Annotated in this window: 22 protein-coding genes and 2 tRNA genes; 11 read left to right on the top strand and 13 right to left on the bottom strand. The window is 70.8% G+C overall.

The annotated features are described in order from the left end of the window. The first annotated feature begins 5 nt into the window (after window positions 1-5). Complete coding sequence (locus ACIRPU_RS02090) at window positions 6-2,036, top strand: phage/plasmid primase, P4 family (protein WP_403860401.1); 2,031 nt, start codon at window positions 6-8, stop codon at window positions 2,034-2,036. Window positions 2,037-2,475: 439 nt separating this feature from the next. Here the strand turns inward: ACIRPU_RS02090 and ACIRPU_RS02085 are convergent, their stop codons facing one another. Next, the gene (locus ACIRPU_RS02085; protein WP_403860398.1) at window positions 2,476-2,811 is read right to left on the bottom strand and encodes a hypothetical protein; all 336 of its coding nucleotides are present in this window, start codon (window positions 2,809-2,811) and stop codon (window positions 2,476-2,478) included. Window positions 2,812-3,012: 201 nt separating this feature from the next. Between ACIRPU_RS02085 and ACIRPU_RS02080 the strand changes: the two genes are divergently transcribed. The 7 genes from ACIRPU_RS02080 to ACIRPU_RS02050 all read left to right on the top strand — a co-directional run bounded on the left by ACIRPU_RS02080 (window position 3,013) and on the right by ACIRPU_RS02050 (window position 7,030). Beyond that, window positions 3,013-3,798 (top strand): hypothetical protein, encoded by a 786-nt coding sequence (locus ACIRPU_RS02080; protein WP_403860395.1) that lies wholly within the window; start codon window positions 3,013-3,015, stop codon window positions 3,796-3,798. Between the two features lie 86 nt (window positions 3,799-3,884). Continuing rightward, window positions 3,885-4,178 (top strand): hypothetical protein, encoded by a 294-nt coding sequence (locus tag ACIRPU_RS02075; protein WP_403860392.1) that lies wholly within the window; start codon window positions 3,885-3,887, stop codon window positions 4,176-4,178. A 2-nt stretch (window positions 4,179-4,180) separates the two neighbouring features. Continuing rightward, a complete protein-coding gene (locus tag ACIRPU_RS02070; protein ID WP_403860389.1) occupies window positions 4,181-4,516 on the top strand; it encodes a helix-turn-helix domain-containing protein in 336 nt (111 codons plus the stop codon). Between the two features lie 268 nt (window positions 4,517-4,784). Further along, on the top strand, window positions 4,785-5,840 hold the full coding sequence (locus ACIRPU_RS02065; protein WP_403860386.1) for a tyrosine-type recombinase/integrase: 1,056 nt from the start codon (window positions 4,785-4,787) through the stop codon (window positions 5,838-5,840). A 422-nt stretch (window positions 5,841-6,262) separates the two neighbouring features. After that, entirely contained in the window at window positions 6,263-6,451 is a 189-nt protein-coding gene (locus tag ACIRPU_RS02060) for a helix-turn-helix domain-containing protein (RefSeq protein WP_403860383.1), read from the top strand. Between the two features lie 90 nt (window positions 6,452-6,541). Further along, on the top strand, window positions 6,542-6,778 hold the full coding sequence (locus tag ACIRPU_RS02055) for a hypothetical protein (RefSeq protein WP_403860380.1): 237 nt from the start codon (window positions 6,542-6,544) through the stop codon (window positions 6,776-6,778). 18 nt (window positions 6,779-6,796) lie between these two features. Then, the gene (locus ACIRPU_RS02050) at window positions 6,797-7,030 is read left to right on the top strand and encodes a hypothetical protein (protein WP_403860377.1); all 234 of its coding nucleotides are present in this window, start codon (window positions 6,797-6,799) and stop codon (window positions 7,028-7,030) included. 152 nt (window positions 7,031-7,182) lie between these two features. Here the strand turns inward: ACIRPU_RS02050 and ACIRPU_RS02045 are convergent, their stop codons facing one another. The 5 genes from ACIRPU_RS02045 to leuS all read right to left on the bottom strand — a co-directional run bounded on the left by ACIRPU_RS02045 (window position 7,183) and on the right by leuS (window position 15,970). Further along, window positions 7,183-9,918: a ComEC/Rec2 family competence protein gene (locus ACIRPU_RS02045; protein ID WP_403860374.1), complete on the bottom strand. Its 2,736-nt coding sequence runs from the start codon at window positions 9,916-9,918 to the stop codon at window positions 7,183-7,185. After that, complete coding sequence (locus ACIRPU_RS02040) at window positions 9,915-11,036, bottom strand: helix-hairpin-helix domain-containing protein (protein ID WP_403860371.1); 1,122 nt, start codon at window positions 11,034-11,036, stop codon at window positions 9,915-9,917. The genes ACIRPU_RS02045 and ACIRPU_RS02040 overlap by 4 nt, the downstream gene beginning before the upstream one ends. A 107-nt stretch (window positions 11,037-11,143) precedes the next feature. Continuing rightward, entirely contained in the window at window positions 11,144-11,989 is an 846-nt protein-coding gene (locus ACIRPU_RS02035) for a DegV family protein (RefSeq protein ID WP_355701297.1), read from the bottom strand. A gap of 158 nt (window positions 11,990-12,147) precedes the next feature. Further along, window positions 12,148-12,888: a hypothetical protein gene (locus ACIRPU_RS02030; RefSeq protein WP_403860367.1), complete on the bottom strand. Its 741-nt coding sequence runs from the start codon at window positions 12,886-12,888 to the stop codon at window positions 12,148-12,150. Window positions 12,889-13,087: 199 nt separating this feature from the next. Next, on the bottom strand, window positions 13,088-15,970 hold the full coding sequence (gene leuS / locus ACIRPU_RS02025) for a leucine--tRNA ligase (protein WP_403860364.1): 2,883 nt from the start codon (window positions 15,968-15,970) through the stop codon (window positions 13,088-13,090). A 428-nt stretch (window positions 15,971-16,398) separates the two neighbouring features. Here leuS and ACIRPU_RS02020 point away from each other — a divergent pair, with 428 nt between their 5' ends. Together ACIRPU_RS02020 and ACIRPU_RS02015 are read left to right on the top strand one after the other, a co-directional pair. After that, window positions 16,399-17,715, top strand: a complete 1,317-nt coding sequence (locus ACIRPU_RS02020) for a ferric reductase-like transmembrane domain-containing protein (RefSeq protein ID WP_403860361.1) — start codon at window positions 16,399-16,401, stop codon at window positions 17,713-17,715. After that, complete coding sequence (locus ACIRPU_RS02015; protein WP_355701301.1) at window positions 17,712-19,322, top strand: NADH-ubiquinone oxidoreductase-F iron-sulfur binding region domain-containing protein; 1,611 nt, start codon at window positions 17,712-17,714, stop codon at window positions 19,320-19,322. The genes ACIRPU_RS02020 and ACIRPU_RS02015 overlap by 4 nt, the downstream gene beginning before the upstream one ends. A gap of 203 nt (window positions 19,323-19,525) precedes the next feature. Here ACIRPU_RS02015 and ACIRPU_RS02010 read toward each other — a convergent pair. The 4 genes from ACIRPU_RS02010 to ACIRPU_RS01995 all read right to left on the bottom strand — a co-directional run bounded on the left by ACIRPU_RS02010 (window position 19,526) and on the right by ACIRPU_RS01995 (window position 21,598). Next, window positions 19,526-19,598 (bottom strand) — tRNA-Ala (locus ACIRPU_RS02010). 131 nt (window positions 19,599-19,729) lie between these two features. Further along, the gene (locus tag ACIRPU_RS02005) at window positions 19,730-19,963 is read right to left on the bottom strand and encodes a hypothetical protein (protein WP_003976229.1); all 234 of its coding nucleotides are present in this window, start codon (window positions 19,961-19,963) and stop codon (window positions 19,730-19,732) included. Between the two features lie 3 nt (window positions 19,964-19,966). Further along, on the bottom strand, window positions 19,967-20,140 hold the full coding sequence (locus ACIRPU_RS02000; RefSeq protein WP_403860358.1) for a hypothetical protein: 174 nt from the start codon (window positions 20,138-20,140) through the stop codon (window positions 19,967-19,969). 69 nt (window positions 20,141-20,209) lie between these two features. Beyond that, the gene (locus ACIRPU_RS01995) at window positions 20,210-21,598 is read right to left on the bottom strand and encodes an MFS transporter (RefSeq protein WP_403860355.1); all 1,389 of its coding nucleotides are present in this window, start codon (window positions 21,596-21,598) and stop codon (window positions 20,210-20,212) included. A 414-nt stretch (window positions 21,599-22,012) separates the two neighbouring features. Here ACIRPU_RS01995 and ACIRPU_RS01990 point away from each other — a divergent pair, with 414 nt between their 5' ends. After that, window positions 22,013-22,783 carry a helix-turn-helix transcriptional regulator gene (locus tag ACIRPU_RS01990; RefSeq protein WP_403860352.1) on the top strand — a complete coding sequence of 257 codons (771 nt, stop codon included), beginning with the start codon at window positions 22,013-22,015 and terminating at the stop codon, window positions 22,781-22,783. 90 nt (window positions 22,784-22,873) lie between these two features. Here ACIRPU_RS01990 and ACIRPU_RS01985 read toward each other — a convergent pair. The 3 genes from ACIRPU_RS01985 to rsfS all read right to left on the bottom strand — a co-directional run bounded on the left by ACIRPU_RS01985 (window position 22,874) and on the right by rsfS (window position 24,162). Beyond that, window positions 22,874-22,946, bottom strand: a tRNA-Ala gene (locus ACIRPU_RS01985). A 92-nt stretch (window positions 22,947-23,038) separates the two neighbouring features. Continuing rightward, a complete protein-coding gene (locus ACIRPU_RS01980; RefSeq protein ID WP_403860349.1) occupies window positions 23,039-23,713 on the bottom strand; it encodes a histidine phosphatase family protein in 675 nt (224 codons plus the stop codon). Then, window positions 23,710-24,162 carry a ribosome silencing factor gene (gene rsfS / locus ACIRPU_RS01975; RefSeq protein ID WP_403860346.1) on the bottom strand — a complete coding sequence of 151 codons (453 nt, stop codon included), beginning with the start codon at window positions 24,160-24,162 and terminating at the stop codon, window positions 23,710-23,712. The genes ACIRPU_RS01980 and rsfS overlap by 4 nt, the downstream gene beginning before the upstream one ends. Window positions 24,163-24,192: the final 30 nt, after the last annotated feature.

Genomic DNA, 24,192 nt, shown 5'->3' with positions numbered 1-24,192 from the left:
AAGTCATGCCGGGCGCTAACACGACAACGACTGCTGTTAATGCTACCGCAGCGGACACCGGAATTAACCGGATCATCGAATTCACTCCGGAGAGCCTGGCCGCACTGGTAGCGCGTGCGATCAGCGAGGAGTGGGCCCGGGAGTTCGGGATCATCCCGTGCCGCCACCCCGACGACGCTACGTCGCGCGGCATTGCCGGGGTGTTCGTGCGGCAGCCCGGGTTTCTCATCCCGTGGCGGCAGCCCGACGGCTCCACGGTGTGGCACTACCGGCCCGATGTGCCGGTGGTCGTAGACGGCGAGCCGCGCAAGTACGTGTGCCCGAAGCGCAAGGACGGCGAACCCAACCCGCTTAACCATGTCCGGCCGGCTGAGCCGGGAGCGTCCACGCTGCTCGTGGAAGGCAATCTCCAGACCGTAGCCGCCGCCAGGTACGCCCCCGATGACTGGGGCGTGGTCGGCATGAATGGCTGCTGGGGGTGGCGCGGCGCGGACCTGACGTGGGCGCTGGGCAAGGACATCGTGGTCTTCCATGACGCGGACCTGGCGGACAACCGCGACGTGTACGACGCCATCGGCGGTCTGCTGGAGGCGCTGGACGCCGAAGAGGCCCGCAGTGTCCGCGTGGCCCGGCTGTTGGGAGGCAGCCAGAAGGACGGCCTGGACGACATGCTGGGCCGTAGGCCCGAGCACACCCGGGCGCGCTTCCTGGTGAACCTCACGGACAAGGCCACGGACAAGCTGCCCAAGGCCCCGCCCAAGAGGAAGTCCGAGTTCTTCGACGGGTTCGGCGGCCTCAAGGTGGAGACCCTGACCAGCCGCGTCCTCGCCGATCACCCGGCAGCCCTGACCGCAGAGGACAAGATCGCCCTATACCGGGATGGCGTGTACCGCATCGACGGCCTGGGCTTCACGGCCGCCGTGGCTCGGCTGCTGGGTGAGCAGCACCGCCCGGCGCACCTGTCCGCAGCGGAGCAGAAGGCGCAGGCCACCCTGTATGAGACAGGCCGCGTGCTAAGGACCCACACCGACGAGCCGCTGGTGAACCTGGCCAACGGAATGCTGGACCTGCGCACGGGCGAGCTGAAGCCCCACGACCCGGCGTACCTGTCCACGGCGCAGCTTCCCGTGGCGTGGGACACCGAGGCGCAGTGCCCGGTGTACGAGGCATGGCTGAAGGAGGTGTGCCCGGACCAGGTCGACGACTTGGAGGAGGTCGTCAGCACGATGCTGAACCCGTCCCGGACACCGTCCAAGGCTGTGTTCCTGTTCGGTCCGTCCCGGTCCGGCAAGTCCACGTTCCTGCGGATTATGCAGCTCATCGCAGGCGGAGAGGTGAACGTGTCCGCCGTGACGTTGCACCAGCTCGCAGACAACCGCTTCGCGGCGGCCAACCTGTACGGCAAGATCCTCAACGCAGCGGCCGACCTGTCAGGCGCGGATGTATCGGACCTGTCCCTGTTCAAGATGCTCACGGGCGAGGACGCCGTGCACGCAGACCGAAAGCACGGGCGGCAGTTCGCGTTCACGAACACGGCGCTCTTCGCCTTCAGCGCCAACGAGCTGCCCCAGGTCAGCGAGTCGTCCCGGGCGTACGTGGAGCGCATCAAGCCGTTCTGCTTCCCGCACTCCTTTGCGGGCCGCGAGGATCCGGGGCTGGAGCGGAAGATCCGGGAGGAACTGCCCGGCATCCTCGTGCGCTGGGTCAAGGCGTGGCAGCGCAAGGCGGAGCGGGGCCGATACGCGGAGACTCTGCCGCACGTGGCAGCCGAGTTCGAGTCCCGGTCGGACCGGGTGCGGCAGTGGTTCAGTGAGGAACTGGCCGTCACCACCAAGCCAGGTGAGGGACTGAAGCCCGCCGAGCTGCTCAAGCTGTTCCAGGAGTGGACCGAGGCCAACGGGCTCAAGTCGCTCGGGCGGAACACCCTCACAAGCCGACTGAAGGGGTGCCCCGGGGTGCGAGAGATCCGCGTGGGCCCGTCCAAGACGCGGGCGCTGAACGTGATCAAGGAGCCGTCCGCCGATCCATTCGAGTAGAGGTGGCAGAAGTGGCACTTTCTGAGCTACTGCTGCGACCTGGGGATTGCACCCCCTACACCACGCCGTAGCTGAGAAACCCCAGAAAACTGCCACTTCTGCCACCCGGAGGGGTCCGGCCCGCGAAACCCGCAGGTCGGACCCCGTTTCGGTGGGTGGCACTTTTCGAATTCAGAAGTGCCACCCGGAGGCAGATAAGTGCCACCGGCGGACCGCCCGAGAGGCAGATCTGCCCCTGCTGGCGCTACCGAGAGGCAGAACCGCCACCGAACCGGCACCCGTCCATCAACGAAACTGCCACTCGACCCCGTGGAGCCTCAGCCACCGAAAGCCCGCCACGGCGGCGGGTGCGCCGGACGACCAGGCGCGCGTGTGTCTCGCTCAGCCCCGTTCCGGTATCAACCACGCCATCTCGTCGGTGACCTCGGCCCTGTGCCTCCTACCGGGCGCCGTACTCCGCTTGCAGGCGGGCCAGCAGGTCACGCGCTTGAGGTGCGGAGAACACCGTCACGTCGTCCCCGTCTTCGGGGACGCCGATCTTCCATTCGCCTTCCTTGTCCCCGGCTTCCACATGGATGGGCGGCTGCGCTATCCACATCACATCGATGCCGCGCCGGACCACCACGGCTATGAGTTCCGGCAGCAGCGGCCGGCCTCCCACACCACCGGGCCCCATGAGCAGGTCCGCGAGTGCTTCGGTGGCGTTGTCACCCCGCGCGGCCTCCGAGATGAGAGAGACCTGCCCGTTGCTCTCACTCGTGAGCGTCACCGTCATGTACGAGGAGTCCTCAGGCCGCAGCCACGGTGGAGTTTCCCAGTTGAAGGTCATTCGCCCATCCTCCCCACGTTGCAAGGGAGTTGATGCCTTCCGCACGGGATCGCGCATCGCTTGACCGGATCAGGACCCTGACCTCGTTTGGCCGTTTGCCGGGAAGGGGCGACCATGCCCCGGAAGTGAGCACAGGGAGGTGAGCAGGTGTCCAAGAGCAAGGCGCAGCGGGCGGAGCGGGACGCGCGTATCTACGGTCTGGCTCTGGCCGGGAAGACGGAACGCGAGATCGCCGCAGCGGAGAGCCTGAGCCCGTCCCGCATCCACGCCATCATCACGGAGGAGATCGGGCGCCGGGTCGGCCCGCCGGCGGAGGAGTACGCGGCTCGCCGGGACGCGGAGCTGTCCGAGCTGTGGTCCCGTGCGTTCACCATCGTCTCGGACCCGGCCAAGGACGCGGATACGCAGATCAAGGCCCTGTCCGCCGCTCTGCGGGTCAACGAGAGCCGGCGGAAGCTGCGGGGCGTGGACGCCCCCGAGGCGCTGAGTGTCCAACTCGACAGGCGCCTGGATCAGGAGACCGAGGCCGTGACTGTCGCAGTCCTCGCAGCCCTGCGCGTCCTGAGCGTGGAGGGTGAGCGCCGGACGGCCGCCCTCGAGGCCGCCGCAGCCGCGCTCACCGGGGGCCCGGAGCCTGAGCCGTTGCAGCATCCGCCGGCCGCGTGCACGCCGTACGTCTCCAGCGGAGCGCTGTTCATCGACGGACCGGGCGGCATCCGCTACCGCGTCGTAGCCGAGGAGCGGGCGCCCGCGCCCATGGTTTCCCAGCTCGCGCTTCCGCCGGGGCCGTCGGCCACCCGGGCGCAGCGCGGCGACGGACCGGACGGCGCGGACGCCGTGCTGGACGCCCTCGCCGACTTTGAGGAGGAGTTCGGCCCGCTCGGTGAAGGAGATTCGGACGAAACCCCCGGTACCGCCATTAACGACAATTAATGACTAGATACTTGTGCAAACTGATCCGGGCTAGACGGTACTGACGGTACTGCTCACAAAACTGCACGTCAGAGGGAGGGGCAGCCATGAAGCCTGCCGAGAAGAACGCCTCGAGGCGCCGCGAGATCAAGCGGGAGCTGCGGGACATCGCCCGCCGGCCGGACACCCCGGGAGCAGCCGGCCGCGTGCAGCGGCTCCGCGCGGAGTACCGGCGCCTGGTCTCGGCCCACCGCGCCCCGGCGCCCGAGAGGTCCGTGGCCCCGCCATCGGGCCTGACCGAGGAAGACGCAGCAGCGGTGGCGACGTGGCCGCCCGAGCTGCGTGCCCGAGTGCAGGGCGCCGCGCTCTCCCGCGTCCTCGCGCCGTGGGGGAGGAACTGACGGTGGCCCACCGCATCCGGCGGGTTCCGCCGGCGAGCCTCGGACCCATGCTCCACGCGGCGCGGCTGCGCACCGGAACAGGGCTGCGCGCCACGGCTCGTGCGGTCGGCATCGCCCCGTCATACCTCGTGGGCCTGGAGTCCTCCGAGCGCGTACCGTCACGCACGGTCGCCCGGCAGCTCGCGGACGTCTTGGCCCTGGCCGACGGCGAGCGGGCCCTGTTGCTCGCGGCGGCCGTAAGCGACGCGGGCCGCGACTATCCCCGTCCGCGTCCGGTCGGTGACACTCGTCGGACGATCCTCGGTGACGCCTCGGACACGTCCACGGACGCGCCCTGACTGTCCGGTGACCCGGCTGTGACACGGGTCTGACGGGGTGCCGGACAGCACCGGCATCGCTGCGACCTAGGACTCTCTTCCGCCCGCTCCGCCCGGCGCGGACACCCGCAGGTGACGCGGAGGTGGCGGACACGGACTGGTACCGCCGGTACCGTCTCGCCCCGCTCCGCATCCTGACTTCCGTTCAATCGCTCTGTATGCCTAGGCGAACACCTCTGGCTCCTGATAGTCTCGGGATATCAGGAGCCAGAACACGGAGCGAGGGACGATGACGGAGATCATGGAACGGTCGGCTCTCGCCCCCGAGATCCGCACCGCCGGACCGCGCCCGCTGTCCGAGGCGGCCCGCGCTGCGCTGGAGGCCGGGACGGCCGACAACACCCGGCGCGGATACAGCTCCGACTGGGCCGCGTTCACCGTCTGGTGCGCCGCGACCGGTGAGCGCCCGCTGCCTGCCACGGCCGAGACGCTGGTGGAGTACGTGACGTACCTGGCGGCCACGCCGTCCGCGCGCACTGGCCGGCCGCTGGCTCCGTCGTCCATCCGCCGGGCCCTGACCTCCATCCGTGCCGCGCACCGGGCGGCCGGCGTCACCCCGCCCGAGGTCATCGGCGCGCGCAAGGTGCTGAGCGGCCACCTGGACAAGCTGGCCAAGGCCAAAGACCCGGCGGCCCGCCCGCGCAAGGCGGCCCCCGCCACGCCCCGGGAGCTGCGCGCCATGCTCGCGGACGTCGACCGCACGACGCTGAAGGGGAAGCGGGACGCTGCGCTGCTCCTGCTCGGGTTCGCCACGGCGGCCCGCGTCTCCGAGCTGTCGTCCCTGGACGTCTCCAGCGCCACGGAGACCGAGCACGGCTACGACGTGCACGTTTACCGGCACAAGGTCCGCGAGTGGACGGACGCCCCGGTCATGTACGGGACCGACCCGGCGACCTGCCCCGTCCGCGCGCTGCGCGCCTACCTGGTGGCACTCGCCGAGGCCGGGCGCACCGAGGGCCCACTGTTCGTCCGCATCGACCGGCACGGCCGGGTGGCTCCGCCGATGATGCGCCGGGGCCAGATCATCGGAGACCCCACGGGCCGGATGACCGGTGAAGCCATCGGGGACCTGGTGGCCACGCTCGCCGACCGCTGCGATCTGAAGGGCGAATGGTCCGGGCACTCCCTGCGCCGGGGCTTCGCCACGGCCGCGTATGCGGCGGGCAGTGACCTGCTGTCCATCGCCCGCGCAGGTGGGTGGGGTGACGGCTCGCGGACGCTCGCGGGCTACGTGCAGACCATCGACCGCGTGAAGAACTCCCCGTTGATCGGTATCGGGCTCTGATCGCCCGCCGGTCGGCAGGGGAAGGGTGCGATTCCAGCCACGCCCCTGACGGCTGACAGCCGACCGCCCGGGGAACAGGGAGACACCCAAGGTCCGGGGACGGATTCTGTCTCCTGACACGGCGCTGACTGACGTCCAACGATGGGCTGAATGACACGCTGACACGTCAGACCATGGCCGGAATCGTTCGACCGTGTCAGGCCGACAACCGACGCCCCATCTGCTCCTTTATGTTGATCTCTCACAACTTCGCACGAACTATTGCGAATTCGGCGAAGCGCATGCACTCTGAGAGCAGCAAGACAGGCGGGCGGACCGGCAACGGTCCACTTGGAAGGCCCCCAGGACCAAGGAACTTGGCCGGGGCGTTCACCACTCCGGTGAACGCCCCGGCCTCTTTGCGTTTACGGAAGGAACCCGCGATGCCGAGCGAGACGCCCACTGATCTGATCCGAGCGGCCGAAGCAGCCGAATTGCTGGGCTGCCACGTCGCCACCATCCGCAACTGGGTCAAGGCCGGGTGGGTCCAGGGCTACAAGGTCGGCCGGCTGATCAAGGTGAGCCGGTCCGAGTTGCTCGCCTACGCGAAACCCATCAGTCCGAAGATCTGAAAAGGCCGCCGGGGTCTATCCACCCCAGCGGCCCGGTGCCTTCCGTTCCTACTCACGGCCAAGCGAGACGACTCGAAAGGCAACACCATCATGGCGTACATCCCCGCCCTGCCCGCACTCCACACCCCCCGCCTCACCGGTGCTCAGGCCGCCAACGTGCTGACGATGGCGTACGCGGCAGGCGACGACTCCGAGACCGTGGCACTGGCCGACCTGTTCGCCGACCTCGGCTCGAGGGCCGACCATGCGCAGCCCAGCCCCGCCGCCGCGTGCCTGTCGGCCGCCCTGCGCGGCGCCGCCCGCCAGACCGCCGCCCGGCTGTCCTGACACCTCGGAGGGATCGACATGGCGCACAGCACCGCATCACGCACCGCACTGCCGTACAACGTCGCTCAGCACGTCCTCCTCGCGATGACGTCGAACAGTCTCGGCAGCTTCCTCGCGCTCATCGACGCGACCGGAGACGACCGCGTGGCCGCAGGCCTCACGCCCACGCTGCTCCAGGCTCGCTTCCTGCTGTGGATGGAGGGCGAGGCGGAACGGCTGGGAGTGCCGGGCTTCGAGATCCTGCCCGCCTGATCCGCACGTGCGACCGCCGGGGGCCACGCCAGGTCCCCGGCGGTCTGCTTCCCCGACCGATAGATGACGTCAACCAGGAGAGAAGCGAACCCATCATGAAGCACGAACCGGCCGATAACGTCCCGGACTTTGGCGAGGACATCGATACGCCGCTACTGCGCCGGCGCTGGGGCCGCAGGCTCCGCTTGGTCCCCGACCCACAGCCGTCCGAGGCAGAGCTGGCCCTGCTCAAGGTCGAGGTGGAGCTGGCGGCCGTCATTGCGCGGGGCCCGGTCATCGCGGCCGTGGTGGACAGCCTGAACCAGGCCGTGGAGCGCCTTGCGGAGGGGCTGCGGGCCGGCTGACCGGCCAATCCAGCAGAGGACCCCGGTCCCAACGGGCCGGGGTCCTCGCACGTCCGACGTAGGGTTACAAGGGACTAAGGCGAACCCGTGATGGGCCACCTTGAGCACGTCCACCCCACGCACCAGCGGTGCCGCCGCCGACCGCAACAGTGCCTGCTGGGCCGGGGGTTCGAGGTCGCCGAGCAGCAGCATCCGCAGACCGGCCACCCGTACGAGCAGCGTCACGCTCGCGTCGTTCGGTCCGTCCGGTCGCGGCGCCGGGCTCGGTGGCGGCCACAGCACCTCCCAGTCGAGAGCACCGACCCGCCGCCGCTCCCCGGCCGCGGCCCGCACCACCGGCACGTGCCTCGCCTCCGCCTCCTTCCGTACGAACTCCACCTGGTCCACGGGCTCCTCGAACCCCGTCGTCTCGATCGCCCCCACCGCCCGGCCCCGCAGCACCCCCGGCAGCCCGGCCACATGATCGGCGTGGAAGTGGGTCAGCACGACGAGCGGCACCCGGGTGATCCCGAGCTTGCGCAGACAGCGGTCGACCAGCGCCGGGTCCGGTCCGGCGTCGACCACCACACCGGCGCCCCCACCCGCCGCCAGGACGGTCGCGTCACCCTGCCCCACGTCGCACATCGCAAGCCGCCAGCCCGGGGGCGGCCAGCCCGTGAGCACCCGGGTCAGCGGCGGCGGTTGTACCACCACCAGCAGAAGCAGCGCTCCGCAGACCGCGCACAGCCACGGGTGCCGCGACAACCGCCGCCCGAGCAGCAGCACCCCGCCCGTGACCAGGGCGAGCAGGAACGCCCCACCCCAGCTCCCGGGCCAGTCCACTCCCCCGCCGGGCAGCGCCGCCCCGGTCCGCGCCACACCCGCGATCCACCGGGCCGGCCAACTCGCGCACCAGGCCAGCGCCTCGGCCACCGGCATCGCCACGGGAGCAGTCGCCAGCACCGCGAAGCCCAGTACCGTCGCCGGCGCGACCGCGAACTCCACCAGGAGATTGCAGGGCACCGCCACCAGACTCACCCGCGCCGACAGCACAGCCACGACCGGCGCGCACAGCGCCTGCGCGGCTCCCGCGGCCGCCAACGCCTCCGCGAGCCGCGGGGGCACCCGGCGCCTTCGCAGCGCGGCACTCCAGCGCGGCGCCAGCGTCAACAGGGCTCCGGTGGCCAGGACGGACAGCAGGAACCCGTAACTCCGGGCCAGCCACGGGTCGTACAGCACCAACAGCAGCACCGCCGTCGCCAGCGCCGGGATCAGGGAGCGACGGCGGCCGGTCGCCAGGGCGAGCAGCACGATCGCTCCGCAGGCCGCGGCGCGCAGCACGCTCGGATCGGGCCGGCACACCACCACGAAGCCGAGCGTGAGCGCTCCACCGAGCAGCGCGGTCGCCCGGAGCGGGACGCCGAGGCGAGGCGCCAGACCGCGGCGCTCGACGTGCTGGGCCAGCCCGGGCGGGCCGAGGAGCAGCACGAGGATGATCGTGAGGTTGCTGCCGGAAACGGCGAGGGTGTGGGCCAGATCCGTCTCTTTGAACGCCTCGTCCAGCTCGGGGGTGATCCGCGAGGTGTCCCCGACGACCAGCCCCGGCAGCAGTGCCCTCGCGTCCGCCGGAAGTCCGTCGGTGGCCTCCCGAAGCCCGGCCCGCAGCCGCCCCGCCCACCGCTGCGCGGCCGACGGTTCCCGCACGACCGACGGCGCCGCTCGGCCCCGCACCCGCAGCACGGCCGCGAATCGGTCCCCGCCGGCCAGCGCGGGCACCAGCCGCCCGGTCACCCGCACCCGTGTGGACGGCAACAGCCCCAGCCACGAAGCCCCGGACCGCGCCCCGACGCCCCGCACACCGACCCCGGCCCCGGCCCCGGCCCCGGCCCCGGCGACAATCCGACCGCCGGGCACCTGGCGGCCCTCGGGATTCGCCCGTGCTCCACCCGTGCCCCGGCGCGAACCGACGTCCACCAGCACCAGCACCGGGGCCCGCGTCGCCACGGCCGTCCGGGCAGTCCCCTCGACTCTGCGCACCTCGGCGTTGATCAGGACGGAGTCCGAAGTCACATGGTCCCCTCTGACCCGGGGCCGGGTGAGTCGTGGGTCGGAGGTGATCTCGACCTCGGCGGTGACGGTCGCGTACTCCCGAGCCAACTTCGGCACCGGCCCGCGACGCAGATCGGCCCCGTGCAGCCCGGCCGACGCGGCAGCCGCGGCCACGCAGAGCAACGAGGCCGCGACGGTGGCCCTGGGCCACAGGCGCCGGCCGTCAACAGGGCCCGCACCGCGCCTCGCCGCACGCCGCCTCACGATCAGAAGGGCACCGCCGGCCAGCAGGCAGACGGCCACGATGCCACCCACCCACCCCGTGGACGCGTCCAACGTCAGCGCCGCCGTCGCCCAGGCCGCGAGTGCGGGTGGTACGAGCCGTAGATCCACCGGCCCTTCCTGACGCGGATGGGCGTCGCCCAGCCGCTTCCCCGAGGCCGCGTGCACGGCCCGCCGGACGGGGAAGCCGGGCCCGGCCCGAACACCGACGGCCTCGGTGTCCTCGCGCCTCATGGCCGCACGAGATTCCGCAGGTCGGCGAAGCGTCGCTCGCCGATGCCGTTGACCTCGCGCAGTTCGTCCACCGATCGGAAACCGCCGTGCTGCACCCGGTAGTCGATGATGTGCCGCGCCAGCACGGGGCCCACACCGGGCAGCGTGTCGAACTGTTCCACGGTGGCCGTGTTGAGGGAGACGGGGACCGGGGGCCCGGCTCCCGTGCCCGCACCGGTGGACCCCGCCGCCGACGAACCCGCTCCCGTCCCCGCCGCCCCGGCCTGCGGCACGGGGCCGCCGACGACGACCTGTTCCCCGTCCACGAGGAAGCGCGCGCGGTTGAGACCGTCGGTGTCGGTGCCCGGTCGCACACCACCGGCCGCGCCCAGTGCGTCGACCACCCGTGAACCGGCCGGGAGGCGGTGGATGCCGGGCTTCCTCACCTTGCCGCTGACGTCCACCACGATCTCGGCCCCGGCCGTGCTCCCCACGCCCGGCGGGCCTGCGGAAGGGGCGGGCCCAGCGGCCGGGTTCGGCTCCTCGGCCTCGTAGGGTGCGGCGGCTCGCACCACCTCCGGTGGCCGCACCGGCTGGGCCCGGCCGACCCAGAAGTGCTGCACGGCGAAGGCCGCGGCGACGAGGAGCAGCACCGAGAGCGCGAGCACGCTCCCGCGTTCCAGTCCGCAGCGCGCCAGCAGCCACACCGGCATCCGCTCCCGCAGCGCAAGCCCCGCCCGCTCCTGCCAGGCCCCGGCGACACCAGGACCACTCCCCTTGCGGACCTCCTCACCGCCGTCACCGCCGATGCCGCCATCGCCAACGGCTGCGAAATCAGCAACAGCTGCGGCATCGACATCGGTGTTCTGCTCACCCTCACCGTCGGGCGCAGCTCCCTGCGGCGCACCGGACCTCTTCGGAGCACCCGGCGGCGGCCCCATCCCCATCTCCCCTTGTTCCCCGGGCCGTCGGGCGAAGAGCACCTTCGCCCGACGGCGGTTCTCCTCCGCCGAGGCATGCCGGTGTCCGGTCCGGGCGCCGCCTGGCGGACGGAGACGGTGGGAACGGCCGTCGGAGCCGCGGCCCCGGCCGGGGCCGCTGGTCGCGTTCGGGCTGCGTGGACGTGATCGAAGTGCCATGCGACGAGGATCGGACACTTCGCCACATCGCGTTGATCTTGCTCAATTTCCGGGGTTGACGGCCCAGTTGTGGATAACTCCGTCACTCACACGAGTGAGCCGGGCCCTCAGCGCGGCGAGACCACGACCCCCAGCAGCCCTGGCCCGGTATGCGCCCCGATCACCGCGCCGACCTCGCTCACATGCAGGTCGGCGAGTCCGGGCACGCGGGACCGCAGACGGTCGGCGAGAGCGGAAGCCCGGTCGGGAGCGGCGAGATGGTGGACGGCGATGTCGACGGGCGCGCTGCCGGCCCGGTCGGCCCCGAGTTCCTCCAGGCGCGCGATCGCCTTCGACGCCGTCCGTACCTTCTCCAGCAGGTCGATGCGCCCCCCGTTCAGCTGGAGCAGCGGCTTCACCGCGAGCGCGGAGCCCAACAGGGCCTGGGCGGTGCCGATCCGGCCGCCGCGGCGCAGGTACTCCAGGGTGTCGACGTAGAAATAGGCGGAGGTGCCGGCCGCCCGCTTCTCCGCCGCGGTGACGGCCTCGTCCACGGTGCCGCCCGCCTCGGCGACCTCTGCCGCCGCGAGCGCGCAGAAGCCGAGCGCCATCGCGACCATGCCGGTGTCCACCACCCGTACCGGCACGGGCGCCTCACGCGCCGCGACGACCGCGGCGTCGTAGGTGCCGGACAGCTCGGCGGAGAGGTGGAGCGAGACGATGCCGGTGGCGCCGGACTCGGCGATCCTGCGATACGTCTCGGCGAAGAGCTGGGGGCTGGGGCGCGAGGTGGTGACGGAACGTCGCTTCTGCAAGGCCTGCGCGAGGGAACGGGTCGAGATCTCGGTGCCCTCTTCGAGAGCCTGGTCGCCGAGGACGACGGTCAGGGGCACCGCGATGATGCCGTGACGCTCCATCGTCCGCTGCGGCAAGTAGGCCGTTGAATCCGTGACGATCGCGACATGGCGGGACATGACCTGGAGGTTACCTGGCGTAGCCCCCGTGCGGCAGCCCGGCCCCTCGCAGCTGGACCGCCCTTGACCGAATCAAGTACCACGCCCAACGGCACCTGATCCAGGACCGCGTCACACGGCGAACCGGGGCCCCGGAGGGCAGGAATCCGGCACCGGGCTCAGGTGGTGCTCTCGGGGCGCGGCTTCTTCTGCCAGGGGTAGGCGGGGCGCGGTCCCGGTGGGGTGATGGCGGGCCGCGTCGGTTCCTGCGTGGTGCGCGCGCCGGGTGTCTCCGGCCAGGTCTGTCCTGCCGCCGCGCTGTCGGCGGCCGGCGCCTCGGGCCACGGGGGCGGCGGCGTCTGCGTGGAGGGGTCCGACGTGGTCCAGTGCCGCAGAGCACCGGCCTCGACGTCGATCTGGGTGCTGAGGGAGTCGAGGTCGTCGTCCGCGAAGCGGCGGGCCCGGTCCCGGGCCGCCCAGCGCAGCGAGTCCGCCGATCCCACGATGCGCTCGGTACGCTCCCGCAGCGAGGGCAGCCGCGCGGTGAGCGTCGTCCGGTCCGGTTCGGATTCCAGACGCTTGAGCTCGCTGTCCAGTTCGTGGCCGTGCGCGCTGAGCCGCTGGAACAGGGCGAGGGACTCCTTGAGGGACTCGTCCTCGGTGACGCCCGCGTACAGCGCGTCCTGGGTGGCCCGCATCGACGTGCGCAGCTTGAGCCTCAACTGGGCGATCTCGCCGGCCGGTCCGAACTGGGCGAAGGACTTGGCTCGCAGAGTGTGGTCCTCGACCGTGCGGCGGGCCTGGTCGATGGTGCGGTCGACGCCCCGCTTGGCGGCGCCGATCACCTTCACCGTGGCGTAGGCGCCGAGCACCAGGAAAAGCACGAAGAGCAGGGCGACGACTGCGATCACTGCTTCCACGAGCTCCTCCTCCGGCCTGCCACGACACATCCGGCGCCGCACAGGGCACGCCGTACTTCAAACGGTAAACGAGAAGGGCAGGCTCGGAGTTCCAGAAGAACCCCGAACCTGCCCGTAGGGGACTACCCGGAGCCGCACTCACCGGCCCGCGCCACCCGGCTCCGCGGTGCGTACCGCCCCGTCGTTCTCATGCTCACGCTCATGCCGGAACGATGTTCACCAGCTTCGGCGCCCGCACGATGACCTTGCGGATACCGGCCCCGCCCAGCGCCTTCACGACAGCCTCGTCGGCCAGCGCCACCTTCTCCAGCTCCTCGTCGGAGATCGCCGGGGACACCTCCAGACGCGCCTTGACCTTGCCCTTGATCTGCACGACGCAGGTCACGCTCTCGTCCACGACGTACGCCGGGTCGGCGACCGGCAGGTCCTGGTGGACGACCGAGTCGGTGTGGCCCAGCCGGCGCCACAGCTCCTCGGCCACGTGCGGGGCCAGCGGGGCGACCAGCAGCACCAGGGGCTCGGCGACGGAACGCGACACCGCGCCGCCCGCCTTGGTCAGGTGGTTGTTCAGCTCGGTGATCTTGGCGATGGCGGTGTTGAAGCGCAGGCCCTCCAGGTCCTGGCGCACCCCGTCGATCGCCTTGTGCAGGGCCCGCAGGGTGTCCTCGTCGGGCTCGTCGTCGATGACGCTCAGCTCGCCGGTGGTCTCGTCGACGACGTTGCGCCACAGCCGCTGCAGCAGGCGGTACTGGCCCACCACCGCGCGCGTGTCCCACGGGCGCGACACGTCCAGCGGGCCCATCGCCATCTCGTACAGGCGCAGGGTGTCGGCGCCGTACTCGGCGCAGATCGCCTCCGGGGTGACCGCGTTCTTCAGGGACTTGCCCATCTTGCCCAGCAGGCGGCTGACCTTCTCGCCCTGGTAGAAGTACGCGTCGTCGCGCTCCTCCACCTCGGCGGCCGGCACCGGGAAGCCGCGGCTGTCGCGGTAGACGTAGGCCTGGATCATGCCCTGGTTGAACAGCTTGTGGAACGGCTCCGCGGAGGAGACGTGACCCAGGTCGAACAGGACCTTGGACCAGAAGCGGGCGTACAGCAGGTGCAGTACGGCGTGCTCGGCGCCGCCGACGTACAGGTCGACACCGCCGTGCGGCTGCCCCTCGCGCGGGCCCATCCAGTACTGCTCGATCTCCGGGTCGACCAGCTTCTCGCCGTTGTGCGGGTCCAGGTAGCGCAGCTCGTACCAGCAGGAACCGGCCCAGTTGGGCATGGTGTTGGTCTCGCGGCGGTACTTGCGCGGACCGTTGCCGTCGCCCAGGTCCAGGGTGACGTTCACCCAGTCCTCGTTGCGCGACAGCGGCGTCTCCGGGGACGTGTTCGCGTCGTCGGGGTCGAAGGTGCGCGGCGAGTAGTCCTCGACCTCCGGCAGCTCCAGCGGCAGCATCGACTCGGGCAGCGGGTGGGCGACGCCGTCCTCGTCGTAGACGATCGGGAAGGGCTCGCCCCAGTAACGCTGCCGGCTGAACAGCCAGTCGCGCAGGCGGAAGTTGACGGTGCCCTTGCCGATCCCCTTGCGCGCCAGCCACTCGGTGATGCGCGCCTTGGCCTCGACGACGCCCAGGCCGTCCAGCGAGATGTCGTCGTTGGAGGAGTTGATGATCTTCGCGTCGTAGGACCCGAACGCGTTCTCCCAGGTCGACGTGTCGGTGCCCCGGCCGTCGGTCGGCTCGACGATGCAGTGGATCGGCAGCTCGAAGGCGCGCGCGAACTCGAAGTCGCGCTGGTCGCCCGCCGGGACGGCCATGATCGCGCCGGTGCCGTAGCCCATCAGCACGTAGTCGGCGATGAAGACGGGGACCTGCTCGCCGTTGGCCGGGTTGGTCGCGTACACGCCGGTGAAGACGCCGGTCTTGTCCTTGGCCTCGGCCTGGCGCTCGACGTCGGACTTCGACGCGGCCTGCGCGCGGTACGCGGCGACGGCCTCGGCCGGGCTCGCGTGGCCGCCGGTCCAGACGTCGTGCGTGCCCTCGGGCCAGGCGTCCGGGGTGAACTTGTCGACCAGCGGGTGCTCGGGCGCCAGGACCATGTAGGTCGCGCCGAACAGGGTGTCCGGGCGCGTGGTGAAGACCGTGATGCGCTCGCCGTCCACGGGGAAGTCGACGCGGGCGCCCTCGGAGCGGCCGATCCAGTTGCGCTGCTGCAGCTTGATGGCCTCGGGCCAGTCCAGCGCGTCGAGATCGTCCAGCAGCCGGTCCGCGTAGGCGGTGATGCGCATGTTCCACTGGCGCAGCTTGGCCTTGAAGACGGGGAAGTTGCCGCGCTCGGAACGGCCGTCGGCGGTGACCTCCTCGTTGGCCAGCACGGTGCCCAGCCCGGGACACCAGTTCACCGGGGCCTCGGAGGCGTAGGCCAGGCGGTACTCGCTCAGGACGTCGGCGCGCTCGGCGGCGGTCAGCTCGTTCCAGGACCGGTCGCCGCGCACGCTCCGCTCACCGGACTCGAACAGGGCGACCAGTTCGGCGATCGGACGGGCCTTGTCCGCCTCGTCGTCGTACCAGGAGTTGAAGATCTGCAGGAAGATCCACTGGGTCCACTTGTAGTAGTCCGGGTCGATCGTGGCGAACGACCGGCGCTTGTCGTGGCCCAGGCCCAGCCGGCGCAGCTGGGACTTCATGTTGTTGATGGCCGCTTCGGTGGTGATCCGCGGGTGCTCGCCCGTCTGCACGGCGTGCTGCTCGGCGGGCAGGCCGAAGGCGTCGAAGCCCAGGGTGTGCAGGACGTTGTGGCCGGTCATGCGCTGGAAGCGCGCGAAGACGTCGGTCGCGATGTAGCCCAGAGGGTGGCCGACGTGCAGGCCCGCACCGGAGGGGTACGGGAACATGTCCATGATGAACTTCTTGGGCCGGGCCACCAGCTCGGGGTCACCGGCCAGGTCGCCCTTCGGGTTCGGTGCGGCGTACGTACCCTCGGCGTCCCAGAAGTCCTGCCAGCGTGCCTCGATCTCGGCGGCCATGGCTGCCGTGTAGCGGTGCGGCGCGGCCTCCGCCGGTGCGGCGGCGGCAGCGGGGTTCGTCTCGCTCATGGTCCTCAAAGCTCCATCGATCGTCTCTGCCAGCGGGTTGTCGTCCAGGAAACGAAAAATCCCCTCGCACAGGAGGGGACGCCGCGCCGATTCCGAACCGTCCGTTCACCGGCGGTCGGGACTGATCAGCGCGGCCCACTAAGCAGAAGGCGTACAGCACACATGGCGTTAGGGTACCGCAGGCCTTGAGCAAGCCGCGCCGTTCGTACGTATGCATGGTCGCGACAACGTTGGTGCGACCAGAATGGCGAGGCCGGAACTGAATCAAGGTCAAGGGTTACTTCGCGTAACAGCAGCTAAGGGACATCACAACAGTCACATTGTCGTTTGATAACAGCGCAATAACTCAAACCTCGTACCCATCGGTATGGAGCCACTTAGAGTTCGGCAGCGGGACCGCTTTCCCGAAACTGCTCGGAGTTGCCCCCATGAACCCTCGTTCTAGTAACAGCTCGCTTCCCAAGCCCGGCCGGTCGGCCTACGGGGTGGCGACGGCTGTCGTCCTGGTCCTCATACCCGTGGTCGTGCTGGTCGGCGGCGACCAGTTCCAGGCATTCCTCAACTTCGGTGCGGGCGTGCTGTCACTGGTATGCCTCACCTGCTCGGTCATCTGGGGTCTCGTCGCCCAGGACCGGCTCATCCTCAACACGCGTCAGCGGATCATCGCGCAGGCCATCCACCGGGTGACCGCCGTGGGCTCCATCGCGTTCCTCGTCGTACACATCTCCGTCAAGCTGGTGCTGCAGCACACGGTCCTGATCGCGGCGCTGATCCCGTTCAGCCTGGGCATCAAGGGCAGTGCCGGACTCATCGGCCTCGGCTCCCTGGCCGCCCTGCTCATGATCTTCGTCGGCATCACCGGCGCGCTGCGCAACCGCTTCGCCGCGCCCGCCGAGGTGGCCGCCCGCTGGCGCGCCATGCACATGCTGGCCTACCCGGCGCTGTGCGCGGCCCTGATCCACGGCCTGTTCGCAGGGCGCGCGGCCAAGCCGTTCTTCATGGTCTCGTACGAGCTGTGCCTGGCCGGCGTCATGGCCGCCCTCGCCCTGCGTTCCGCCCCGCGCCCGTTCAAGCGCAAGGTCGCCGACCGGATCGCCACGATCCTGGGCACGCAGGACCGCTCCGCCATGGACGGCCTGGACGCGTCACGCGCGCGTGTGGGAGAGACCGGATCGACCGCGCTGCCCGGCTACGAAGGCCGCTCGGGCCGCTCGCCGCTGACCGACACGATGAGCTCCACCCGGATGTCCCCGCCGTCGTCGTCGCTGTACGGCACGCCCGCGCCCGCCGCCCAGGAGCCCGCGAACGGCTTCGCGGCCGCCTACCGCGCCGTCAACACACCGCAGCGCGGCCAGCAGCAGCCCTACGCGGCCGACCAGACGGCGCGGATGAACCTGCCGTTCGACATCCAGGCCACCGAGGCCATCCCCCGGGTAGACAACGGCGGCAGCACCTCGGGCAGCTGGCCGGTCCCGTCCCCGCCGCCGGTCGGCGAGGCGCCCCCGTCGGCCTACGACCCGCTCCAGGACACGGGATTCAACATCCCGGTCTATGACAATTCGGGTACCGCCGGGTACGGCGGACGTGACGTGTACGACACCGGTGAGACGAACCCCCCTTACGGGACGTACAACCAGAACGACACGTACAACAGCGGTCCCGCCAATGAACCATCACCTGGCTCGTCGTTCGACGCGCCGGGTTCGGGCGAACCTTGGAACACGCCTTCCGGAGGCTATAGGTGAACGAGGCCCTGCCCGACGTCCCAGAAGTCCGCGTGGTCGGGCTTCCACAGCTCACGTCGGGCTTCGACCTTGTCGAGAGACTCGATCTGCCCATGCACCTGAAGGTGCACGGGCCGCTCGAACCCCTGGGCGGAGAGGCACTCGCGAAGCTCTCCGAGAACATCAACCTGAAGGGCCGCGGCGGCGCGGGCTTCCCCTTCCACAAGAAGCTGCGCTCGGTCGCCGAAGCGGCGATCAAGCGCGGCGTACGACCGGTCGTCGTCGTCAACGGCAGCGAGGACGAACCGGCCTGCCGCAAGGACACGGTGCTCATCAACCGTGCCCCACACCTCATCCTGGACGGCGCGCTGCTGGTCGCGGAGGCGCTGGGTGCCCGCACGCTCGTGGTGGGGGTCACCCGCGAATCCACCCAGCGCTCCATGGAGGCCGCGCTCGCCGAGCGCGGCCTCAGCAACGGCCGTAGATCGGCGCTGAAGGCGTTCGTCCAACGCAACCCGATCCGCATGGTCACCGGCGCCGCCGCGTCACTGGTCCGCTCCATCGACGGCGGCCCGCCGATCCCGCCCGGCCGCAAGATCAGCGCCTCGCAGAACGGCGTCGGCGGCGCACCGACCCTGCTCTCCAACGCCGAGACGTTCGCCCAGTTGGCCATCGCCGCCCGCATCGGCCCGGAGCGCTACGGCAACACCGGCCTGTACGACGAGCCGGGCACCGTCCTGCTGACGGTCTCCGGCGCGGTCGCCCGCCCGATGGTGATCGAGGTTCCCACGGGCGTGCCGCTGCGCTACGTCCTTCAGCTCGCCGGCGCCCCGCCGGTGCCCCAGGGCGTGCTGACCGGCGGCTACCACGGCAAGTGGATCGACGCGGCGACCGTCAACGAGGCGATCGTCTCCCGCAACTCCCTCGACGCGGTGGGCGGGGCGCTCGGCGCCGGCGCGATCCTGCCGATCAGCCAGGAGACCTGCCCGCTGGGCGAGTCGCTGCGCGTGGCCCAGTGGCTGGCCGACGAGAGCGCGGGACAGTGCGGTCCCTGCTACCTCGGCCTGCCGGCCGCCGCGCGGGGCATGGAGGACATCATCAACGGCGGCGGCCCGGCCGCCCTGGAGGCTCTCAAGCAGGTCGCCAAGAACGTCAAGCGGCGCGGCGCGTGCTCGCACCCGGACGGCTCCGCGATGTTCCTGGAGTCGACCATCAAGGCGTTCACCGACGACCTGGCCGCCCATGTCCTCGGCAACGGCTGCGGACGCCCCGTGGAGGGCGTTCTGCCGCTCTTCGAGGCCGGCATGGCCCCGGCGGCCATCACGAGCGGCAACGCGCCGGAGGAGAGCGGCTCGAGCCGCCAGAAGATCTTCGTCGACTGGACGCTGTGCCGCGGCCACGGCCTCTGCGCCGACATCCTCCCGGAGGTGTTCCAGCTCGGCGCCGACGGCTTCCCGACGGTGGCACAGGCGAAGGTGCCGCAGAACGCGGAGGCGAAGGCGCTGCGCGCGGTACGCCGCTGCCCGGCGCTGGCCCTGCGGGTCGAGGAGGACACGCGCGCGCAGGCGCCCGCCCGCAACCTCCCGGTCCTCTCCCAGGGCCGCGGCCGCCGCGCCCTCGGCCGCTAGAGCGCCACGCCGACGCCGACGCCGGACCGGACCGGACCGGACCGGACCGACAGACGACAGACCGACGGACGACAAGGGGCCGCCTGAGAACAGGCGGCCCCGAAGCGTCGATCCTGACGGAATGTCCGAAGAGGGAATGTCGGAACGCAATCCGAACGCAAAAAAATCTCGCCGGATCGGATTCGATCCGGCGAGATCTGCTGTGGAGCTAAGGAGAATTGAACTCCTGACCTCCTGCATGCCATGCAGGCGCTCTACCAACTGAGCTATAGCCCCTCGCGGCCTGGCGGCGAAGCCGCGTGCTGACCGTGCCGCCCGGTTTCCCCGGCGGCGACGCCAACATTACCGGCCCCGGGGGTGGACCACCAAATCGATTCCGCCCTGTCCGATTTCACCCGATATGCAGGTCAAGCGGTGACGAACGAGTAGAACCGCTTGAGCGTGCAGTGCTCCTCGAGGAGCCGCCCGTAGATCGGCTCGCCCTCCAGCTCCCGATACGTCTCGATCGGGTCGCCTTTTATGATCAGCGCCCGCGCGCATTCCTCGCACCAGTACTGGTAGTCGGGGTTGACCGGCTCCATGTCACGGACGATCGGGGTGCCGCTGCCGCACCAGTCGCACTTTCGCCTGTGTGCACCCATCGATCAGCTCCAGCTGTGGCCGCAGGCCGTGCACACGTAGGAAATCCCGCCGTTGTCACCAAGAACCTGGGCCACATGACCGGAACCACAGGAGGGGCAGCTGAGCCGGGTGGCCTTGTCCGGTGTCACCGCCGCATCGGAGAGGTGACCGACCTCTCCGAGGATGCTCGCAGGCATCGCTACTCCCTCCCGTCGGGCCGCGCTCCCTTCCGGCCGTTTGATTCTGCCACGGCCGGGCCAATACGGTCAGCGACGCCTCAGTACCAGTCCGGACACGGCACCCAGGACAGCTGTCGTAGCGAGCGCGAACATGCATGTGAGAAGCGCTTCCGAAGAGGTATACGCCTCTTGGCCCCCAAGTGACTCAAGCCGGTGGAAGAACAGTGTGCCGAAGGCCGCGACGCCGATCAGCTGCCCGAGCTGGGTCACCGTGGCGAGCAGTCCGCTGGCGTCCGCCGCGTCCTCGGGCCGCACCGCCGCCAGCGCCCCGGTGAGCGTCGGGCTGAAGGCGAGGGCGAGCCCGACGCCCACACCGGCGTACGCCGCGTACAGCAGGGCACCACCGTGGTCGCCGCCCCGGAAGGCCAGCCCCACTCCCAGCACGGACAGCGCGGTGAGCGTGAACCCCGCCGGGGCCAGGGACCGTTGCCAGGAGGCGGGCCACCTGCGCCAGGTCAGTCCGACCACCCCGAAGACCACCGCGGTCGGCGCGAAGGTGAGTCCGGCGCGCAGCGCGCTGTAGCCGAGGCCGCCCTGGACGTGCAGGGTCAGTACGAACAGGAAGCCCCCGTTGACCGCCATGACGGCCAGGACGCGCAGGACGGCGAGACCCATCCCGGGGTGACGCAACACACGGGGCGCGATCAGCGGAGCGCCGCCCCGCCGGGCGAGCCGGGCCTCGTAGCCACGGAACAGCGCCAGCGCGAGCGCGCCGACGGCCAGCGACACCCAGGCCCACAGCGGCCAGTCCTTCTCCTGTCCGAGCACGAGCGGCACCGTGATCAGGGAGACGGCGGCGCCCAGGAGCACGAGGCCGGGCCAGTCCATCCCGCGCGCCCCTTCCCGCGCCCCCGCGCCCACCGCTGGCCGCCCCACTCCCCCGCCACGGGGCAGGACGCGCCCGCCGACGACCAGCAGGACCAGGCCCACCGGCACGTTCACGAGGAACACCGGACGCCAGCCGGTGCCCAGCAGGTCGGCGGCGACGAGGACGCCGCCGACCACCTGCCCGGCCGCGGCGCCGACGGCGAGGACCGCCGAGTAGGCGCCAAGCGCCCGTACCCGGGCCTCGCCGGTGAACGTGCGCTGGATCAGGCTGAGCACCTGCGGGATCATCACCGCCGACCCGGCGCCCTGCACCAGCCGGAACACGATCAGTTCGGTACTGCCCTGGGCCAGCCCGCAGGCCAGCGAGGCGGTCGTGAACAGAGCGAGCCCGACGAGGTGGACGCGGCCGTGCCCGAACCGGTCGCCGAGACGCGCGCCGGTGATCAGCAGCACGGAGTACGTGATGGCGTATCCGGCGACGACCAACTGGAGGTCCGCGCCGGACGCGTTCAGGTCGGAACCGATCGTGGGGGCCGCGACGTTCACGATGAAGACGTCGAGCAGTGCCATGAACTGGGCCGCGAGCACGACCGCCAGCAGCCGCCGAGGCCGATTGTCAGTGCCAGGGTCTTTACTGGCGGCAGGACTTGAAGCGGGTGGGACGGGCGCGGGGACCGGGCTCGTCCGGGGTGTCGTCGTCATGCGTCGAGCGTGACGAGGATCCGGTACGGGTGCCGAGAGCCCGCCGATGCTGGTACTGACGGCACCTGGCAGAGGACGGGCGGGGGGTCGACCATGGGGACGTGGGGGGACGTGACGATGGGGGACGTGACGATGGTGACGCGAACAGGCACGGAGACCAGGCCGGAGACGAGGCTTGACACAGGGCCGGAGCCGCGACCGGCGCCGCGGCCCGCGCCGGCGTCGGCGCATCGGCGCCGCCCCGAGCTGGCCGCCTTCCTGCGCAGCAGGCGGGCCCGGGTGACACCGGGTGACGTCGGGATGCCACCCGGGCTGCGGCGCCGCACGCCGGGACTGCGGCGCGAGGAGGTGGCGCAGCTCTCGGGCGTGGGCGTGACCTGGTACACCTGGCTGGAGCAGGGTCGGCCGATCAACGCCTCCGCGCAGGTCCTGGACGCCGTGGCGCGCACGCTGCGGCTCGATCCGCCGGAGCGGGAGCATCTGTACCACCTGGCGGAGGTGCCCTACGCGGCCGTGCCGGAGGCTCTGGTGCAGAGCGTGGGCCCGGAGATCCAGGGCATCATCGACGCCCTGGCGCCGCGGCCGGCGGTGGTCTACAACTCCCGCTACGACATCCTGGCCGCCAACGCCGTCTACGACGACCTGTTCATCACGCCGGTGGACGCCTGCACGCCGGGGCCGAACAACGCGCTGTGGCGGCTGTTCACGGTCCGGGAGCAGGACTGCCCGCTGCTGTTCCGGGACAAGGAGCTGCCGGTGATGGTGGCGACCCTGCGGGCGTCGTACGGGCTGCATGCCGGTGAGCCCGGGTGGGAGGACTTCATACGCCGGCTGTCGCAGGCGAGCCCGCTGTTCGCGCGGCTCTGGGCGTCCGGTGACGTGGCGGAGCCCGGCCGCCGTGTGAAGGTCTTCCGGCACGAGGCGGTGGGCGAGCTGCGGATGACGTCGATGTCACTGTCGATCAACGGGATGCCCGAGTGCCGGATCGTCGTCTACACGCCGAACGACGAGGAGACGGAGCGCCGCACGGCCGCGCTGCGGAACGGGGCGACAAAAAATCCCGCCCCTTGAGGGGGCGGGATCCTTGTGAACAGATCTCGACCGATCGCTACCGATCTTTGACAACTCAACAGAGTGTCGACCGACAGACCAGGTGATCCGTGGAGCTAAGGAGAATTGAACTCCTGACCTCCTGCATGCCATGCAGGCGCTCTACCAACTGAGCTATAGCCCCTTGCGTTCTTCCCGCTCGGCGGGCGAACAAGAAGAACTTTAGCCTGCGACCTGCCGGAAAGTGAAATCCGGGTCCCGGCGGCCGCACGGCGCTCAGTCGTCGTCGCCGAGTACCGGCTCGGGCAGGGTGCCGGCGTTGTGCTCGAGCAGGCGCCAGCCCCGAGCGTCCTCACCGAGGACGGACCAGCAGCAGTTGGAGAGACCGCCGAGGGCTTCCCAGTGGTGGGCTTCCAGGCCGAGGAGACGGCCGATGGTGGTGCGGATGGTGCCGCCGTGACTGACGACGACGAGCGTGCCGTCCTCGGGCAGCTTGTCGGCGTGCCGCAGCACCACGGGAGCGGCGCGGTCGGCGACCTCGGTCTCCAGTTCGCCGCCGCCTCGGCGGACCGGCTCGCCGCGCTTCCACGCCGTGTACTCATCACCGTGACCGGCGATGATCTCGTCGTGCGTCAGCCCCTGCCAGAGGCCCGCGTACGTCTCCCGCAGGGCCTCGTCGTGGGTCACTTCGAGGCCGGTGAGGGCGACGAGCTCGGCGGCCGTGTTCGCGGCCCGCGACAGATCCGAGGAGACGATCGCGTCGGGCTGGAGGGAGGCGAGCAGCCGGGCGGCGCGGCGGGCCTGGGCCACACCGGTCTCGGTCAGCTCCACGTCCGTCGTGCCCTGGAAGCGGCGCTCCACGTTCCAGGCGGTCTGGCCGTGCCGCCACAGGATGATGCGGCGGCCACGGCCCGGCCGGCGCTCGGCGGCCGGCCCCGCGGGGGCGCTCACCGCAGGTCCCCGAATCCGGCGGCGTCGTCCTCCTCGGCCTCGGCCTGCAGCTTGGCGTGCTCCTGGGCCTTGCCGCGGGTCGCCTTGGCGTCGGCGGGCAGCTCCAGCTCGGGGCAGTCCTTCCATAGCCGCTCCAGAGCGTAGAAGACGCGCTCCTCGCTGTGCTGGACGTGGACGACGATGTCGACGTAGTCGAGCAGGATCCAGCGGGCGTCGCGGTCACCCTCCCGACGTACGGGCTTGGCGCCGAGCTCCTTCTGGAGGCGCTCCTCGATCTCGTCGACGATCGACTTGACCTGGCGGTCGTTGGGCGCGGAGGCCAGCAGGAAGGCGTCCGTGATCGACAGCACGTCGCTGACGTCGTACGCGATGATGTCGTGCGCGAGCTTGTCGGCAGCCGCCTGGGCGGCGGACTGGATGAGCTCGATGGAGCGGTCGGTGGCGGTCACTACGTGGCTTTCCGTCGGCGGACACTTGTC

The organism is Streptomyces sp. NPDC102259, from assembly GCF_044766465.1.
In the GTDB taxonomy this organism is placed as follows: Bacteria; Actinomycetota; Actinomycetes; order Streptomycetales; family Streptomycetaceae; genus Streptomyces.
The sequence above is the reverse complement of the archived record's forward strand: the minus strand, read 5'-3'. Positions and strand labels throughout refer to the sequence as shown.

Excerpts from the sequence above, each read along its gene's own strand:
- ACIRPU_RS02090 (WP_403860401.1), top strand. The coding sequence starts at position 6 with ATGCCGGGCGCTAACACGACAACGACTGCTGTTAATGCTACCGCAGCG.
- ACIRPU_RS02085 (WP_403860398.1), bottom strand. The coding sequence starts at position 2,811 with ATGACGGTGACGCTCACGAGTGAGAGCAACGGGCAGGTCTCTCTCATC.
- ACIRPU_RS02075 (WP_403860392.1), top strand. The coding sequence starts at position 3,885 with ATGAAGCCTGCCGAGAAGAACGCCTCGAGGCGCCGCGAGATCAAGCGG.
- ACIRPU_RS02065 (WP_403860386.1), top strand. The coding sequence starts at position 4,785 with ATGACGGAGATCATGGAACGGTCGGCTCTCGCCCCCGAGATCCGCACC.
- ACIRPU_RS02060 (WP_403860383.1), top strand. The coding sequence starts at position 6,263 with ATGCCGAGCGAGACGCCCACTGATCTGATCCGAGCGGCCGAAGCAGCC.
- ACIRPU_RS02055 (WP_403860380.1), top strand. The coding sequence starts at position 6,542 with ATGGCGTACATCCCCGCCCTGCCCGCACTCCACACCCCCCGCCTCACC.
- ACIRPU_RS02050 (WP_403860377.1), top strand. The coding sequence starts at position 6,797 with ATGGCGCACAGCACCGCATCACGCACCGCACTGCCGTACAACGTCGCT.
- ACIRPU_RS02045 (WP_403860374.1), bottom strand. The coding sequence starts at position 9,918 with ATGAGGCGCGAGGACACCGAGGCCGTCGGTGTTCGGGCCGGGCCCGGC.
- ACIRPU_RS02040 (WP_403860371.1), bottom strand. The coding sequence starts at position 11,036 with ATGGCACTTCGATCACGTCCACGCAGCCCGAACGCGACCAGCGGCCCC.
- ACIRPU_RS02035 (WP_355701297.1), bottom strand. The coding sequence starts at position 11,989 with ATGTCCCGCCATGTCGCGATCGTCACGGATTCAACGGCCTACTTGCCG.
- leuS (WP_403860364.1), bottom strand. The coding sequence starts at position 15,970 with ATGAGCGAGACGAACCCCGCTGCCGCCGCCGCACCGGCGGAGGCCGCG.
- ACIRPU_RS02020 (WP_403860361.1), top strand. The coding sequence starts at position 16,399 with ATGAACCCTCGTTCTAGTAACAGCTCGCTTCCCAAGCCCGGCCGGTCG.
- ACIRPU_RS02005 (WP_003976229.1), bottom strand. The coding sequence starts at position 19,963 with ATGGGTGCACACAGGCGAAAGTGCGACTGGTGCGGCAGCGGCACCCCG.
- ACIRPU_RS02000 (WP_403860358.1), bottom strand. The coding sequence starts at position 20,140 with ATGCCTGCGAGCATCCTCGGAGAGGTCGGTCACCTCTCCGATGCGGCG.
- ACIRPU_RS01990 (WP_403860352.1), top strand. The coding sequence starts at position 22,013 with ATGCCACCCGGGCTGCGGCGCCGCACGCCGGGACTGCGGCGCGAGGAG.